The organism is Saccharothrix carnea (genome assembly GCF_003014735.1).
Lineage (GTDB): Bacteria > Actinomycetota > Actinomycetes > Mycobacteriales > Pseudonocardiaceae > Actinosynnema > Actinosynnema carneum.
Genome location: NZ_PYAX01000011.1, coordinates 193,396 through 208,378, shown reverse-complemented (window position 1 = coordinate 208,378; position 14,983 = coordinate 193,396). Strand labels below are relative to the sequence as shown.

Here is a 14,983-nt window from a genome sequence, read left to right as displayed (position 1 = left end):
GATCGACCGAAAAATGTACGGAAACACTGTTCCCGTACCTCGGTTGATATGACGGAGCCCCGAACCACCCCCGACCGCAATCCTGACCGCCACCGCGCACCACCCACCACCGGCCCGCCCGACCATGGCGGGACCGCCCGACCACCGCCAGACCGATAGCCACGGCTGGCCCAATAGCCACGGCCGCCCCGCTCGACCACGGCCGCCCCGCTCGACCACGGCCGGACCCCCCGACCACGGCCGAACGACTCGACCCGGCTGGACGGCATACCCCGGCTGGAGTCGCGCGCAGCCCCGCCCGCCCCGGCCCGCCGCCGTGTCGGCCCCGTCTCGGTCGGCCCGCCGCCGCAGCGTTCGGCCGGCGCCCGGCTCGCCAAGCCGTTGCGGGCAACTGGTGGGCTGGGCGCAGGGCCGGTTGGGGGTCTGTGGGTGCCGATCTGGGCCTGTCGGCCGCAGGGTGTGTGCACGAATGGGAACGTCGGGTGGGCTGTGGGCGTTACCGTCTGTCGTGGACGGTTCTTGGGGATTGATGCGCAGCGCGATGCGGGCTTCGGACGCGCCCACGGCGGTGCGGCGGGGGACGTTTCGGCGGGTGTGGGGGTTCGCGGCGCCGCATCGGGCGAAGTTGGTCGTGTTCCTGCTGCTCACGGTGGTTTCCGCGGTGCTCGCGGTCAGTACGCCGGTGCTCGCGGGGCGGGTGGTGGATGCGATCGTCGGCGGGCGGGACGTGTCGGTCGTGGTGTGGTTGGCCGTCGTGATCGCGGGGATCGCGGTCGTGGACGCGGGGCTCGGGTTGGTCGAGCGGTGGCAGTCGTCGCGGATCGGGGAAGGGCTGATCCACGACCTGCGGCGCGTCGTGTACGAGCACGTGCAGCGCATGCCCATCGCGTTCTTCACCCGAACGCGCACCGGGGCGCTGGTCAGCAGGCTGAACAACGACGTCATCGGCGCGCAGCGGGCGTTCACCTCGACGCTCTCGGGCGTCGTCACCAACGTCATCCAACTGGGGCTTTCCCTGGGCGTGATGTTCACCCTTTCGTGGCAGGTGACCGCGCTCGCCCTGGTGTTGCTGCCCGTTTTCGTGATCCCCGCGCGCCGCATGGGCACCCGGATGGCGGGCCTGCAGCGGGAGGCGTCCACGCTCAACGCGGGCATGACCACCCAGATGACCGAGCGGTTCTCCGCACCCGGCGCGACGCTGGTGAAGCTCTTCGGCCGACCGGAGGCCGAGGTCGCCGAGTTCGACGAACGGGCGGCACGCGTCCGCGACATCGGCGTCCGCACGGCGATGGCGACCCGCTGGTTCATGACCGGCCTGACGCTGGTCTCCGCCCTGGCCCAAGCCCTCGTCTACGGCCTCGGCGGCTACCTCGCGCTGACCGGCCACCTGGCCGCGGGCACCGTCGTCTCGCTCGCGCTCCTGCTCACCCGCCTCTACTCACCGCTCACCGCCCTGGCCAACGCCCGGGTCGACGTGATGACCGCCCTCGTCTCGTTCGAACGAGTGTTCGAAGTGCTCGACCTGAAGCCGATGATCGCCGAACCGCCCCAACCGCGCCGCGTGCCGGACGGCCCGGTCTCCGTCGAGTTCGACGACGTCCGGTTCGCCTACCCGTCAGCCGACAAGGTCTCACTGGCCTCACTGGAATCAGTGGCCACATTGGACACACGCGGTGGCGAGGAGGTGTTGCACGGCGTCAGCTTCCGTGCCGAGCCGGGTCAGCTCGTCGCGCTCGTCGGGTCGTCCGGCGCGGGCAAGTCGACCATCGCCTCGCTCGTCCCGCGGCTCTACGACGCCGACTCCGGCGCCGTCCGACTGTCCGATGTGGACGTGCGAGAACTGGCGTTCGACTCGCTGCGGCACACGGTGGGCGTCGTCACCCAGGACGGTCACCTGTTCCACGACTCGATCCGCGCGAACCTGAGCTACCCGCGACCGGACGCGACCGAGGACGAACTGTGGGACGCGCTGCGCCGCGCACGCCTGGACCACCTCGTCGAATCACTCCCGGCCGGACTCGACACGGTGGTCGGCGAACGCGGCTACCGGCTCTCCGGCGGCGAACGGCAGCGGCTCACCATCGCCCGGCTGCTCCTGGCCCGGCCGCGCGTGGTCATCCTGGACGAGGCGACCGCGCACCTGGACTCCGAGTCGGAGGCCGCCGTGCAGGTCGCGCTGACCGAGGCGTTGCGCGGCCGGACCGCGCTGGTGATCGCGCACCGGCTGTCCACCATCCGCGCGGCGGACCAGATCCTGGTCGTGGAGGACGGACGCGTGGTCGAACGCGGCACGCACACCGAACTGCTGGCGACCCAGGGCCGTTACGCCGACCTGTACCGCACGCAGTTCGACGAGACGCCCGCCGCGGCGGACGACCTGGAGGCCGCCGTGTGAGTCCGGCGCGACGGGCGGAGCGGTGTTCAGAGCGCGCCGAGGAACGTGCCGGTGGCGGCCACCGCGACCTTGGACGAGCCGCCGTTCACCACTAGCACGGAGAACGCCAGGTCACCGCGGTAGCCGATGAACCAGCCGTGCGACCGCGTGCCGTCACCGAACTGCGCGGTGCCGGTCTTGCCGCGCACCCCGCCGTAACCGGCCAGCTCACGGGCCGTGCCGCCGGTGACGACCTCGCCCATCATCGACCGCAACGCGCCCGTGACGCCGCCCGGCAACGCCGTCGGTGCCGCGCCCTCGGTCGGGATCTCCCGGATCAGCTGCGGCACCGGCGTGCGTCCGTTGGCGACGGTCGCCGCGACCAGCGCCATGCCGAACGGCGTCGCCTGCATCTGGCCCTGCCCGATGCCCGCCTCGACCCGGGCGGGCACGGAGTCGGCGGGCGGGATCTTGCCGGTGTTCGTGGTGATGCCCGCGACGGTGAAGTCCGACGCCAGCCCGAAGTACGCGGCGGCGTTGGGCAGCGCAGTCGGCGGCATGGTGGCGGCCAACTGGCTGAAGCTGGTGTTGCACGACGCCGCGAACGCCCGGTGCAACGGCACCGTGCCCAGCTCGAACGAGTCGTCGTTGGTGATCTGCCTGGTGCCGACGGTCGCCTTGCCGGGGCACGGCACGGGCGTGTCGGCCGTCGCCAGGCCGCCGGTCAACACCGCCGTCGCGGTGACGACCTTGAACGTCGACCCCGGCTCGTAGTGGCCGTAGAGCGCGAGCGGGTCGTTGCCCGCGGTCGCGTTCTGCGCCACGGCCAGGATCTCGCCGGTCGACGGCTGGATCGCCACCAGCATCGCCGCCTGACCACCCACCTGGTCGACCGCGGCCTGTGCGGCGCTCTGCGTGATCGGGTCCAGCGTGACCGTCATCGTCTTCGCGGCCTGCGGCTTCTGCTCCTGCAGCACGGTGACCGACGACCCGGCCGGGTCGACGATCGCGACCTGCCAGCCCGGCGTGCCGTTCAAGCTGCCGACCGCCTGCCGCACCGAGCCCATCACCACCGGGGCGAAGTCCGGCGGCACCGGCCGACCCGTGCGGTCGACCAGCGCGCCCTCGGCGGGCAGCGCGCGGTAGGCCAGGTTCTGGCCCTCGGCGAGCTGCGGGTGCAGCAGGGACGGTGACCAGTGGACGCGCCACTGGTCGTCCACCAGCCGCAACCCGACCTTGGTCGGGTACTCGAGCGGCACGCCGCCCGGCAACGTCCAGGTGACGTTCGCGTCGACCTCGGTTGTCGTGGCGTCCTCGGCGACCTGCGGCAGCGGGCTGAGTTGGGCGTGGAACGACGCGCCCGGCATGCCCTGCTGCGTCCGGGCGAGGGCCGCGCCTGCCACGTCCGCCGCGTCGGTGGCCGCCGCCGCCTGTCCCGCCTGACCGGACGCCATCGCGGTGAAGAACCGCTGGGCGACGACACCGGGGCCCACCCGTTCGGGCTTGTCCCGGACCTCCGGCTCACCGCCCGACCGCAGCACCACCAGGCCCGCGACGATCACCGCGACCGCCGCGGCGCCCCCGACCGCCAGTACCCACCGCTTCGCTCTTTTGTTCACGAATTCCCCCTTTAGCGATCGGAGATTAACCCGACCGTGTGGAGAATTCGTGAACGTTGCTCATCCCAGCTGGGGCACCCGCGTCTGGTACTTGCGCAGCAGGTCGGCGTTGGCCGTGTCGCCGCCCTCGACGTTCGCGCTGCGCCACAGCGGCAGCGCCACGCCCGCCTCGGCGGCCTTGTCGAACAGGCGCACCATCAGCAGGTTCCACAGGAACGCGGTCGCGATCGTGGACACGGCGGCGGTGACGGGGTTCGCGGGCGGGTAGGTCGCGTCGCCGGGCGGCACGAGGTTGTCCAGCACCACGGTGGCGTTCTCGGCGAGGGTCGTGCCGGCGCGACGCGGTGCCAGCGCGCTGGCCGCGACCGACGTCACCGCGACCACGGGGCAGCCGGCGTCGGCCGCGAGGACCGCGAGTTCCACCGGGTAGGGGTTCACGCCGGAGGTGGAGAAGACGAACAGCACGTCGTGCGCGGCCAGGCCCGCTTCGCGCAGCACCTCGGCGGCCAGGCCGGAGCGGCGTTCGGCGGACGTGCTGCTGACCGCGCCGTGCATCGGCAGGAGTTCGGGGTGGTAGATCGGGCGGACGCAGGCCAGGCCGCCGGCGCGGTAGAACGTCTCGGCGACCGCGGCCAGGGAGTGGCCCGCGCCCGCGGTGAGCACCATGCCGTCCGCGCGGACGCTCGCCAGCACCAGTTCGGCCACGTCGTCCAGGGCCGCCGCGTTCTGCTGCTCCACCCTGGTGAGGTGGGTGCGCACGACGTCGCCGTAGTCGGTGTCGGTCACGGGCTCGGTCGTCATGCGGTCCTCCAGTGGTCTATACCAAAAGGTGCTGGTGCCGTAGTCCTACCGGATCGTCCCATCACCCGCCAGGGTGTTGACCACTGAACATGTGCGGTGTTCAAATGAACAGCATGGATGTGTCATGGCGTCACGAGAAGATCCTCCACCGCCTGCGGGGTGGTGAGCGGGTGTCCGTAGGCAGCCTGGCCGAGCTGGTGGGTGCTTCGGAGATGACGGTGCGGCGCGACCTCGACGTGCTGGAGCGGGAAGGGCTGCTGCGGCGGGTGCGGGGTGCGGCGGTGAGCATGTTGACGGGGGAGGAGACGCCGTACGCGGCGCGGGCGCGGCAGCGGTTGGAGGCTAAGCGGCGGATCGGGGCGGCCGTCGCCGGGCTGCTGGACGACGGCGAGACGGTGGTGCTCGACGGTGGCAGCACGACGGTGGAGGTGGCGCGGCGGCTGACCGACCGGCGGCTCACCGTCCTGCCGCTGTCGTTGCACTCGGCGGACGTGCTGCGGGGTGCGGAGCAGGTGCGGATGGTGTTGCCGGGCGGTGACATCCGGCCCGGTGAGCTGGCGTTCGTGGGGCCGTTGACCGAGCACGCGTTCCAGGTGATGCGGTTCGACACGGTGGTGCTCGGTAGCTGTGGGCTGAGTGCGCGCAACGGCGTTTCGGCGCACGATTTGGCCGAGGGCGCGGTGAAGAAGGCGGCCGTGGACGCGTCGGCGCGGGTGGTCGCGGCGATCGACAGCTCGAAGTTCGGGCGTACCGCGTTCGGCCGGGTGTGCCCGGTGGACGTGATCGACGTGCTGGTCACGGACTCGGACGCGCCGGAGGCGGAGGTGAGCCGGATTCGCGAGGCGGGCGTGGACGTGCGGCTGGTCTGACGCGCGCGGTGCCGCGCAAATCCGCGTCGCGTCGCGCGCCCACGGCCGCGTGCCTGCTCGCGTGATCACCGCCGCGTTGGCCGCTAGGGGCGGCACGTCGGGGGTTGGCGTCGCTCGGCCCGCGCCGGTGGGCTCGGCATTCGTGCCGGGTCGGCACGTCGGGCGGCCGGGGCGGCTGCGGCGGCTGGCGGACGGGATGGCTGGCCGAGTCGGGTGGCCCGGTAGCGGGCGGCGGGCAGGGCAGGTGGCTGGGCGGGGCGGGTGGCTGGGCGGGGCGGGTGGCCCGGTGCGCGGATGGCGGACGGGCGGGCGGGCCGGTGCGGCGGGTGGTGGGGCTGGCAGGGTCGGCTGGTGGGTAGTGGTGGAGCGGGCAATGGCTGGCGGGGTGGGCTGGTGGTGGTTCGGCGGGGGCGGCGGCAGGGGTAGGGGTGGGGGTGTGGCTCGTGGGGTAGGTCGGTGCGGTCGTTGGCGGTCAGTGGTCGGGAGTTGGGGGCCGGGTGCTGAGGGGTCAGGGGTCAGGGGTGGGGGCTCCAGGCGGTCGGGTGGGTGGTTCGGGGCTCGTCATAATCAACCGAGGTCTGGTAACGGTGTTTCCGTACATTTTGGGGTCATGATCACCCGATGGTGTGACGTGAGGTATGCCTTGGTGCAGGTCAGGGGCGGCGGTAGCGAGGTTCGACTGGGGGGAGGGGTTTTTCCGGCAGGTTGGCGTGGGCCTTCGTCATGAAGTCGAACCAGGTTCGCGCGGGCAGGGTGCCGCCGTAGATGTCGCCCTCGCCGCACAGGCGGGGTGGGCCGGCGTTCACGCAGATGCCGCTCGGGGCGGTGCTGTCGTTGAACACCTGGACCGCACCCGCGTAGTCCGGGGTCGCGCCGAGGAATGCGGCGGACTTGTACTCCTCCGTCGTCCCGGTCTTGCCCAGCGCCGGCCGCGTCCAGCCGAACTGCTTCGCCGCCGCCGCCGCTGTGCCGCGCTCCTGGTCGTCCTCGCTCAGCCCGACCGCCAGCGCGTTCGCCAACGGCTCCTCCACGGCCTGCTCGCACGGCGGCTCCTTGTACGCCGTGTCCTTCCCGTGCCGGTCCGTGATCTTCACGATCGGCGTCGGCCGGCACCACACCCCACCGGACATCAGCGTCGCCGACACGTTCGCCAGCTCCAACGTGCTCGTCGGCGCGGGACCGAGGGTGAACGACGCGTTCCCGGACTCCTTGTAGAACTCCGACTGCGTCACCCGCAGCTCCTTCTGCTTCGACTTCCGGTCCGGCGGCACGCCCGCGATGTTCGTCGCCAGCGTGTCCCGCATCCCCAGCCGGTACGCCATGTCGACCACGGCGTTCAACCCGACCCGCTCCTCCAGGATCACGAACGCCGTGTTGGGGGAGGTCGCCAACGCCTCCTTCAACGTCATCCGCGGCGGGTAGCTGCCGTCGTGGTTGCGCAGGCAGTACCAGTACGTGAACGGCTCACCGGTGCCCGGGCACCCCGGCGCACCACCGCGGAACACGCGTGAGGCGTACGAACCGGGCGACTCGACGATGCTCTCGATCCCGAGCCCGCCCTTCTCCAACGCCGCCGCGGCTGTGAACACCTTGTAGACCGACCCCGCGCCGAACTTGTTCTCCACCCCGCTGGGCAGGTCGAACTGGGTCTGGAACTCCTCCTTCTTGAGCCCGTAGTCCCGGTTGGCCACCAGCGCCACGACGTCGTGCCGCTCCTTGCCCGGCCGCACGATCGCCGCCGTGTTCGCGATGCCCGGCGTCGTCTTCGGCACCTGCGCCTCGGCCGCCTGCTTGGCCTGCTGCGTGAGCGTGCGGTCCAAAGTGGTCTGGATGGTGTAGCCGCCCGTCTTCAGCTCGTTCAACGAGTAGCCGTTGCGGGTCAGGTGGTTCACCACGAACGAGCAGAAGAACCCGAACTCCGGCCCCGACCCGACGCACCCGGTCGGCAGCGGGCGGACCGGCGTGGCCAGGCCCAGCGGCGTGCGCTTGTGCACCTCGGCCTGCTCGCGCGACAGCTTGCCGTTCTCCGCCATCAGGTCGATGACCATGTTCCGCCGCTCGACCGCCTTGTCCGGCCGGGCCTCCGGGTCCAGGAACGTCGGGCTGTTGACCATCCCGGCGAGCATCGCGGCCTGCGGCACGGTCAGCTGGTCGGGCGTGGTGGCGAAGTAGGCCTGGGACGCCGCCGCGATGCCGTAGATCGTGCCGCCGAACGGCACCACGTCCAGGTACCGCGACAGGATCTCGTCCTTGCTGAGCTGCGACTCCACGTGGACCGCGATGCGCGCCTCGCGCAGCTTGCGGGCGATCGTCTGCTCCTGCGCCTTCTTCTGCCCGGCGACGTCCTCCCGCTCCAGCACGTGCACGAGGTGGTTCTTCACGTACTGCTGCGTGATCGTGGACGCGCCCTGCGAGACGGTGCCCTCGGACTGGTTGCGCAGCGCGGCGCGCAGCGTGGCCAGCCAGTCGACGCCACCGTGCTCGTAGAACCGCCGGTCCTCGGCGGACACCAGCGCGTCCTTCATCACCTGCGCGACCTTGTCCGGCGGCGTGAGCACGCGGTACTGGTCGTAGAGGTAGGCGAACGGGACGCCGTCCTTGTCGGTGATCGTGGTCATCAACGGCGGCGGCGTCTCGAGCATGTTGAGCGTGGTGGCCGCGACCTGGTCGCTCATCCGGTTGGACACGAGACCGGCCGCGCCGAAGACCGGGACGACCATCCCGGCGACCAGCAACCCGGCCACCAGGCAGAGGCCGATCAGTTTCACTAGGGCGGCGGTGCGCATGACCCGAGAGTTACGCTCGGACGGGCGGCGGAAACACCGGGGAAGCGGGTTCACCGCAACGTACGGACAATGACTTCCGGACGTTTAACCCGGCATTGTTCACCCGTTCGTGGACGTTTCTACGGAGAGTGGATTTCACGCGGCGTCGGAGCGGTTGAACGCGGCGCTGGCGAGGTCGGCCGCGTGCCGCATCGCGGCGGCGTGCAGCGCGGTCAACGACAGCGCGTCGGCCTGCGCCGCCGGGTCGCCCTCGGTGGGCTCCAGCCGCGACTCCGCGGTCACGTAGACGACGCACTCGGCCGCCACGCTCAGCCGCCGCGCGAGGAACGCCACGGCCCTCATCAGCCGCTCGGCCTCGGCCTCGGTGATCGGCACGACCCGCGGTGGCTCGGCGTCGACGTCCTCGTCGACCTCCTGCCGACTGGCCCGGCAGGCGAGGCCGCGGTCCCACAGGCCGGCCGCCTCGTGCAGTGACTCGATGAACGGCTCCCAGTCCACTTGGGTCGTGGTCATTGTTCTCACCTTCTGTGCGTCGCGCTCATCGGGTGAGTGCCCCCGGAAGTGTCACTTCATGCCGGCTTCGTTGACGGCCGCGGGAATTGATCGTCACCGGCACGCACCGGATGGTCACATGCAGTGCCGCGAAAGTCGGTATTTGTCATTCGTTCAGGTGTAAACGACTTCTTCAGGTTGTCCGGGTCCGAGTGGTGGTAGCCGTTCGGCAGAAGTCACGGCCGCGAGGCGTGAGCCGCCGCGGGCCGTCGAGCCCGAGCACGGCTCGGCCGACGCGGAGAAGGGGAGGAAGTCCAATGCCGGCGCGATCACCCAGGTGGCTGTCCCGCACGACCGCGTCGGTGGCGGTGCTCGCGTGCCTCGCCGCCCTGCACGTACCGGCGACCGCGGCCGAGGACCACGGCGACCACTCCGCGGGCTCGCAGATCGCCAAGCACGAGGGCTCGAACCCCGTCGACGCGTCTCAGCTCGTGGTCGACGGACCCAGCGTCCCCGGCATCGACGTGAGCAGCCACCAAGGCGACGTCGACTGGCCGCACTGGTGGGGCCAGGGCAAGCGGTTCGCGTACGTCAAGGCGACCGAGGGCACCGGCTACGTCAACCCCAAGTACGCCCAGCAGTACGACGGCTCGTACCAGGTGGGCATGGTCCGCGGCGCGTACCACTTCGCGCTGCCCGACCGGTCCGACGGCGCCGCCCAGGCCAATTACTTCGTCGACCACGGCGGCGGGTGGAGCGCTGACGGCCGCACGCTGCCCGGCGCCCTCGACGTCGAGTACAACCCGTACAGCGACGCCAAGTGCTACGGCCTGGTGCCCGAGGCGATGGTGGCCTGGATCCGCCAGTTCAGCGAGACCTACCACGCCCGCACCGGCCGCTTCCCGATGATCTACACGTCCACCTCGTGGTGGGACACCTGCACGGGCCGCCTCGGTGACTTCACCGCGACGAACCCGCTGTGGGTGGCCCGGTACGCCGAGAGCGTAGGCCCGTTGCCGCACAGCTGGGCGGCGCACGCGATCTGGCAGCACTCGTCGACCCCGATCGACCAGAACCTGTTCAACGGCACCATGGACGACCTCGTGGCTCTGGCCCGGGGCTGAGTCGTCCGGAACGGCGGTGGCAGCCATGCACATCGACAAGTCCCAGGGCACGCCCTTCCCCGTGCGGTGGCGCGGCTACGACCGGCGACGGGTGGACGAGGAACTGCTCCGCACGCGGTGGGAGATGGCCCGCCTGCGGGAGGAGCTGGAGGTGCTGCGGATCGACCGGGACGGCGCCGTGGCCACCGCGGACGACCTGATGCGCGAGCTGGAGGACGCGCGCAGCGAGCTCGCCGAGTACCGGGTGCTGCACGCCGGCTACTCGAAGGACAACGCCGTGTCCGGCTGCATCCGCTACCTGATGCACGTGGCCAGGCAGAAGGCGGACGCCTTCGAGACCGACGCGCGGGAGCGCAGCGAGCAGATGCTCAAGCGGGCCGAGGAGGTGGCGCGGCAGCAGGCCGTGCTGCTGGACGAGACCGAGCAGGAGACGCAACGGCGGCTCGCCGAGGCCGAGCAGCGGGCTCGCGAGATCGTGCAACAGGCGACGGCGGAGGCGAGTGCCCTGCTGGGAGGCCACGTGGACGGCCAGGACCGGTGGACCCCGGAGACCGCGCCCGCGCTGGACGTGCCGATGCCGCGCATCATCTCCGGGCCGCTGCCCGTGGTGCAGCCGGACGCCGAGGAGCAACGCCCGACCTCGGCCTGAGCGCCTCCGGCCTCAGGTGGGCAGGTCGCGCGGGTGGTCCACGTCGTCGCCGTCCGCCACGTCGCCGCACGGCACGTCGAGCGCGCTGTGCCGGCGCAAGTAGTCCCGCGCGCCGGCGTCGCCGACCGCCGAGGCGACCACGCCCGGCCAGTGGTCGGCGCCGATCAGCACGGGGTGGCCGGGCGCGCCGTCGTACGAGGCACGCGCCAGCGCCGCCGGTGAGGCCGGCGCGCGCAGGCGTTCGACCGCCGCCGCCGTGACGCCGGGCGTGTCCACCGGCAGCACGACGACCGCGCCGACGTCCGAGCCGGTCAGCGCGGCCAGGCCCGCGCGCAGCGACGAGCCCATGCCGGTGGCCCAGTCGGGGTTGTCCACCACGACGCAGCCCTCCAGCGCGGCACTCGCGCGCACCGAGGACGCCGAGGCGCCGAGCACCACGACGACCGGCGCGCACCCGCCGTCGCGCAGCACCGCCGCGGCCCGGTCGACCCACAGCACGCCGCCGTGCGACACCAGCGCCTTGGGTCCGCCGAACCGCCGCCCGGCACCCGCGGCGAGCAGCAACCCCGCGACCCGCATGGGGTCACACTAGGGCTTGGTGGCCCTTCAACTCCGCCCGGTTGGCCACTTCGAGCTTGCGGTAGACCCTGGTCAGGTGCTGTTCCACCGTGCTCACGGTGATGTGCAACCGCATCGCGATCGCCCGGTTGCTGTGGCCACACGCGGCGAGGGTCGCGACCCTGCGCTCCGAGTAGGTCAACTCCGTCATACGCGGGAACACGTGCGGCACCACGGCAGCGGTTCAATCCGGACGCGATTCAGCGGGCCAAGTGCTCCAGGAGCAGCGCCGTCAACGCCTCCGGCGCCTCTTCCGGCACCCAGTGGGAGACGTCCTCCAGCATCTCGAACCGGTACGGCCCGGTGACCCAGTCGCCCGTGCTCAACGCCGCCGTCGAGCCGAACGCCACGTCCTCCGTGCTCCACACGTACAGGGTGGGCACGGACACCTTCCCTGCCTTCCCACCCGGCCGACCGGCGCGGTACCAGTTCAGCGCGGCGGTCAGCGCGCCCGGCTCGGACAGCCGCCGCACGTACTCGTCCACCCGGCTCGGCGGCACCCGCCACTCGAACATCTGCCGCAACGCCGCGCCGTCGTCGTCCAGCATCTTCTTCTCGGTGTTGCTGTTGCGCCACTCGGTCATGTACCCCGACCGCAGGTGCTGGTCCTCATCGGTGCGCAGGGCCTCCGCGAACGCGCCGGGGTGGGGCGTGGACACGACCGCGAGCCGGCGCAGCCGGTCGGGGTGCTCGGACGCGGTCCACCACGCCACCGCGCCGCCCCAGTCGTGGCCGACGAGGTCGAACGTCGACCAGCCGAGCGAATCCGCCACCGCGAGCACGTCGCCGACCAGCGCGTCGATCCCGTACTCGGCGGCACGCTCCGGCCGCACGCCGGGCGAGTAGCCGCGCTGGTCGAACGCCACCGCCCGGAAACCCTCGCGGCCGAGCACCGCCACCTGGTGCTCCCACTCGACGGCGGCCTCGGGGAAGCCGTGCAGCAGCAACACCGGCCGGCCGTCCTCGGGGCCCGCCGCGATCGCGTCGAAGTCGCCCTCGTCGGTCCGCACGCCCATCTGTTCGATCACGGTGATCTTCAGTCCCCTCGCTCGACCGGCCCACGTGTTCCGGTGGGCATTCTCGCGTGCCGGCGGTGGCCGAAGCCCCGGCGGCCCGGCACTTCGGCATCGGCTTGCCCGACGTCCCGGCGGTGCCACCACGGAAGGGCGCCGGCTGCGCGCCGGTCACCACCTCGTCCGACGGCCGCGGACGATCCACGGCGTCGTGGGCACCGCGCGCCGGCAGTCCCCTGGAGAAGTACGTCTTCCCCGGCGGGCTGATCCCCTCGGTCCGGGCGATCGAGGACGCGGTGCGCGACCACACCGCGATGCGGCTGGTCGGGAGCCGCGAGTTCGGCCGCGACCACGCCGAGACCCTGCGCCGGTGGCGCGAGCGGTTCCTGGCCCGGGGGGACGAGGTGGCCTCGCTCGGCTTCGACGAGACGTTCCGGCGGATGTGGGAGTTCTACCTCGCTTACTCCGAAGCGGGCTTCCGAGTGGGCTACCTGGGTGTCCGTCAGTTCACCGCGGTGAAGTAGCGGAGGCTTGCCACTCGGCCGAACGGCTTATCCGTCGTCACCTCCGGGTGCTGTTGCGACCACGCTGCGTCGGATCGTGGTCAGCTTTGACTCGTCCGGTATCAGGAGCGCCGCTGCGTGCTCCTCATCAGTGAGCCGGGATGGCCGGAGGTATGACGAGCGTGAGGAGGTCGCCGGATGGTGCAGCACGCATCCGTGCGAGCTGACGTCGAGGTGGGGGTCGGCGCGGTCCGCGACGACGCCGGCGTGACCGGTCGTCCCGAGGTCAGGTTGGTGGTGGGCGAGGGCGGGAGCCCGGTGACCGCCCAGTGGCTGGCCGAGGCCGAGCTGTCGGAGCTGGTCGACCAGGCGCTGCTGGGTGAACCGCGCGCGATCGGCCAGCTCCTGGCGCGCATCCAGCCTCTGGTGCTGCGCTACTGCCGGGCCAGGGTCGGGTCGAGGGAGCGCACGCTCGTCTCGGCCGAGGACATCGCCCAGGAGGTGTGCCTGGCGGTGGTGTCGGCGCTCGGCAAGTACCAGTACGAGCCGGGCTCGTTCCTGGCGTTCGTGTACGGGATCGCCGCGCACAAGGTCGCCGACGCGCGAAGACGCGCGGTGCGCAGCCGCGCCGAGGTGGTGCCCGAGCTGCCCGACACGCCGACCCTGGAGGCCGGGCCGGAGCAGCGGGCGATGACCGGCGAGATGATCGGCCACATCACCCAGCTGTTGCAGAGGCTGCCCGAGCGGCAGCGCGAGATCCTGGTGCTCAGGGTCGCCGTGGGGCTGTCGGCGGAGGAGACGGCGGCGGCAGTCGGTTCGACCGCGGGCGCGGTCCGCGTCGCACAGCACCGCGCGCTCGCCCGAATGCGCGAGATGTTCGCGGCTGTCGACGGCTGACCCGGCCTGGCATCGTGGGACCATGGCCGCCACGCCTCCGCTCGTGCCACCACTAGTGCCGTCGAACCAGCCGGCGCCGTCCGCGGAGCCGGGAGCGGGCCCCGTGCCGGTGTTCGACGTGCTGCTGTCGGGGACCGTGTTCCTGGACATCATCTTCACCGGCCTGCCCCGCCCGCCCGCTCCGGGCACCGAGGTGTGGGCCGAGGGGCTCGGCTCGTGCCCCGGCGGCATCGCCAACCTCGCCGTGGCGCTGAGCAGGCTGCAACTGCGGACCGCGCTGTCCGCCGCGTTCGGCGAGGACGCCTACGGCGACTTCTGCTGGGAGGTCCTGGCCGAGCAGGAGGGCGTCGACCTCTCCTACTGCCGCCGGTTCTACGGCTGGCACTCGCCGGTGACCGTGTCCATGGCGATGGACCGCGACCGGTCGATGGTGACGCACGGCCACCGGCCGCCCGTGTCGGCCGACGAGATCCTCGACCCGCCGCCCCTCACCCGGGCGTGCTTCGTGCACGTCGGCCCGGAGGACGAGCGGTGGGTGGCGCAGGCGAAGGAGCAGGGCGCGCTGCTGTTCGCCGACATCGGGTGGGACCGGACCGAGCTGTGGGCGCCCGAGCTGCTGCGGCGGCTGGAGCGGTTCGACGCGTTCCTGCCCAACGACGCCGAGGCGCAGCGGTACACCCGGTCGGACACTCCCGAGCGGGCGGCGATGGCGTTGGCCGAGCACGTGCCCGTGGTGGTGGTGACGCGGGGCGGCGGTGGCGCGGTGGCGGTGGACTCGGGCACCGGCGAGATGGTGGACGTGCCGGGGCTGAACGTCGCGCCGCTGGACTCGACCGGCGCCGGTGACGTGTTCGGCGCCGGTTTCGTGCTGGGGACGCTGTCGGGGTGGCCGCTGGCGGACCGGGTGCGGTTCGCGAACCTGTGCGCCGCGCTGTCGGTGCAGCACTTCGGCGGGTCGCTGTCGGCGCCCGGCTGGGTGGACATCGCCACCTGGTGGCGGACGGTGTCGCGGCGACCGGACGAGGACCTGAAGGGGTACGCGTTCCTGGAGGACGTGCTGCCCCACCACGCGGGGGTGGAGGTCCGGCGGGCCAGCGCGACGATCAGGCTGCGCGCGTCGAACTGATCACCGCCGGGGCGTGAGGCTGGTCACCTCCGCGTGCCCGCGGCGCTGCGCCGTCCGGCCGAGCGGGGTTTGACCACGGCCTTCGGTGGGCAGGAGTAACTTCGACAACCGT

General features: G+C 72.0%; 14 protein-coding genes. 7 read left to right on the top strand and 7 right to left on the bottom strand.

The genetic code is table 11. From position 1 onward, the window contains the following. The first annotated feature begins 508 nt into the window (after nt 1-508). The gene (locus B0I31_RS29725) at nt 509-2,395 is read left to right on the top strand and encodes an ABC transporter ATP-binding protein (RefSeq protein WP_106618691.1); all 1,887 of its coding nucleotides are present in this window, start codon (nt 509-511) and stop codon (nt 2,393-2,395) included. A 26-nt stretch (nt 2,396-2,421) separates the two neighbouring features. On the opposite strand, the gene B0I31_RS29720 is transcribed toward B0I31_RS29725, so the two are convergent. Both B0I31_RS29720 and B0I31_RS29715 read right to left on the bottom strand, forming a co-directional pair. Beyond that, nucleotides 2,422-3,993: a penicillin-binding transpeptidase domain-containing protein gene (locus B0I31_RS29720; RefSeq protein WP_146173989.1), complete on the bottom strand. Its 1,572-nt coding sequence runs from the start codon at nt 3,991-3,993 to the stop codon at nt 2,422-2,424. Nucleotides 3,994-4,053: 60 nt separating this feature from the next. Further along, on the bottom strand, nt 4,054-4,794 hold the full coding sequence (locus B0I31_RS29715) for an SIS domain-containing protein (protein WP_106618689.1): 741 nt from the start codon (nt 4,792-4,794) through the stop codon (nt 4,054-4,056). A gap of 113 nt (nt 4,795-4,907) precedes the next feature. Between B0I31_RS29715 and B0I31_RS29710 the strand changes: the two genes are divergently transcribed. Further along, a complete protein-coding gene (locus B0I31_RS29710) occupies nt 4,908-5,663 on the top strand; it encodes a DeoR/GlpR family DNA-binding transcription regulator (RefSeq protein ID WP_245950541.1) in 756 nt (251 codons plus the stop codon). Between the two features lie 653 nt (nt 5,664-6,316). On the opposite strand, the gene B0I31_RS29705 is transcribed toward B0I31_RS29710, so the two are convergent. Together B0I31_RS29705 and B0I31_RS29700 are read right to left on the bottom strand one after the other, a co-directional pair. Continuing rightward, the gene (locus tag B0I31_RS29705; RefSeq protein WP_245950540.1) at nt 6,317-8,431 is read right to left on the bottom strand and encodes a transglycosylase domain-containing protein; all 2,115 of its coding nucleotides are present in this window, start codon (nt 8,429-8,431) and stop codon (nt 6,317-6,319) included. A 153-nt stretch (nt 8,432-8,584) separates the two neighbouring features. Continuing rightward, nucleotides 8,585-8,962: a hypothetical protein gene (locus B0I31_RS29700; protein WP_106618686.1), complete on the bottom strand. Its 378-nt coding sequence runs from the start codon at nt 8,960-8,962 to the stop codon at nt 8,585-8,587. A 296-nt stretch (nt 8,963-9,258) separates the two neighbouring features. Here B0I31_RS29700 and B0I31_RS29695 point away from each other — a divergent pair, with 296 nt between their 5' ends. Further along, on the top strand, nt 9,259-10,065 hold the full coding sequence (locus B0I31_RS29695) for a lysozyme (protein ID WP_106618685.1): 807 nt from the start codon (nt 9,259-9,261) through the stop codon (nt 10,063-10,065). A gap of 25 nt (nt 10,066-10,090) precedes the next feature. After that, the gene (locus B0I31_RS29690) at nt 10,091-10,714 is read left to right on the top strand and encodes a F0F1 ATP synthase subunit B family protein (RefSeq protein ID WP_106618684.1); all 624 of its coding nucleotides are present in this window, start codon (nt 10,091-10,093) and stop codon (nt 10,712-10,714) included. 12 nt (nt 10,715-10,726) lie between these two features. Here B0I31_RS29690 and B0I31_RS29685 read toward each other — a convergent pair whose 3' ends face one another. Genes B0I31_RS29685 through B0I31_RS29675 form a run of 3 tightly spaced genes read right to left on the bottom strand, consistent with a single transcriptional unit; the run spans nt 10,727 to nt 12,348 of the window. Further along, the gene (locus tag B0I31_RS29685) at nt 10,727-11,293 is read right to left on the bottom strand and encodes a nucleotidyltransferase family protein (RefSeq protein WP_106618683.1); all 567 of its coding nucleotides are present in this window, start codon (nt 11,291-11,293) and stop codon (nt 10,727-10,729) included. A gap of 4 nt (nt 11,294-11,297) precedes the next feature. Continuing rightward, nucleotides 11,298-11,483: a helix-turn-helix domain-containing protein gene (locus tag B0I31_RS29680; RefSeq protein ID WP_073900341.1), complete on the bottom strand. Its 186-nt coding sequence runs from the start codon at nt 11,481-11,483 to the stop codon at nt 11,298-11,300. Nucleotides 11,484-11,532: 49 nt separating this feature from the next. Beyond that, a complete protein-coding gene (locus B0I31_RS29675) occupies nt 11,533-12,348 on the bottom strand; it encodes an alpha/beta fold hydrolase (RefSeq protein WP_425444421.1) in 816 nt (271 codons plus the stop codon). Between the two features lie 77 nt (nt 12,349-12,425). Between B0I31_RS29675 and B0I31_RS42085 the strand changes: the two genes are divergently transcribed. From B0I31_RS42085 to B0I31_RS29660, 3 genes are all read left to right on the top strand, one after another. Continuing rightward, nucleotides 12,426-12,869: a class I SAM-dependent methyltransferase gene (locus tag B0I31_RS42085; RefSeq protein ID WP_425444417.1), complete on the top strand. Its 444-nt coding sequence runs from the start codon at nt 12,426-12,428 to the stop codon at nt 12,867-12,869. A 180-nt stretch (nt 12,870-13,049) separates the two neighbouring features. Beyond that, complete coding sequence (gene shbA / locus B0I31_RS29665; RefSeq protein WP_425444420.1) at nt 13,050-13,745, top strand: RNA polymerase sigma factor ShbA; 696 nt, start codon at nt 13,050-13,052, stop codon at nt 13,743-13,745. A 22-nt stretch (nt 13,746-13,767) separates the two neighbouring features. Continuing rightward, nucleotides 13,768-14,871, top strand: coding sequence for a PfkB family carbohydrate kinase (locus tag B0I31_RS29660; protein WP_106618679.1), 1,104 nt, complete (start codon nt 13,768-13,770; stop codon nt 14,869-14,871). Nucleotides 14,872-14,983 lie beyond the last annotated feature (112 nt).

Coding starts and splice junctions, on each gene's coding strand:
- B0I31_RS29675 (WP_425444421.1), bottom strand. CDS start 12,348: ATGGGCGTGCGGACCGACGAGGGCGACTTCGACGCGATCGCGGCGGGC.
- B0I31_RS29685 (WP_106618683.1), bottom strand. CDS start 11,293: ATGCGGGTCGCGGGGTTGCTGCTCGCCGCGGGTGCCGGGCGGCGGTTC.
- B0I31_RS29710 (WP_245950541.1), top strand. CDS start 4,908: ATGGATGTGTCATGGCGTCACGAGAAGATCCTCCACCGCCTGCGGGGT.
- B0I31_RS29680 (WP_073900341.1), bottom strand. CDS start 11,483: ATGACGGAGTTGACCTACTCGGAGCGCAGGGTCGCGACCCTCGCCGCG.
- B0I31_RS29700 (WP_106618686.1), bottom strand. CDS start 8,962: ATGACCACGACCCAAGTGGACTGGGAGCCGTTCATCGAGTCACTGCAC.
- B0I31_RS29690 (WP_106618684.1), top strand. CDS start 10,091: ATGCACATCGACAAGTCCCAGGGCACGCCCTTCCCCGTGCGGTGGCGC.
- B0I31_RS29660 (WP_106618679.1), top strand. CDS start 13,768: ATGGCCGCCACGCCTCCGCTCGTGCCACCACTAGTGCCGTCGAACCAG.
- B0I31_RS29715 (WP_106618689.1), bottom strand. CDS start 4,794: ATGACGACCGAGCCCGTGACCGACACCGACTACGGCGACGTCGTGCGC.
- B0I31_RS29695 (WP_106618685.1), top strand. CDS start 9,259: ATGCCGGCGCGATCACCCAGGTGGCTGTCCCGCACGACCGCGTCGGTG.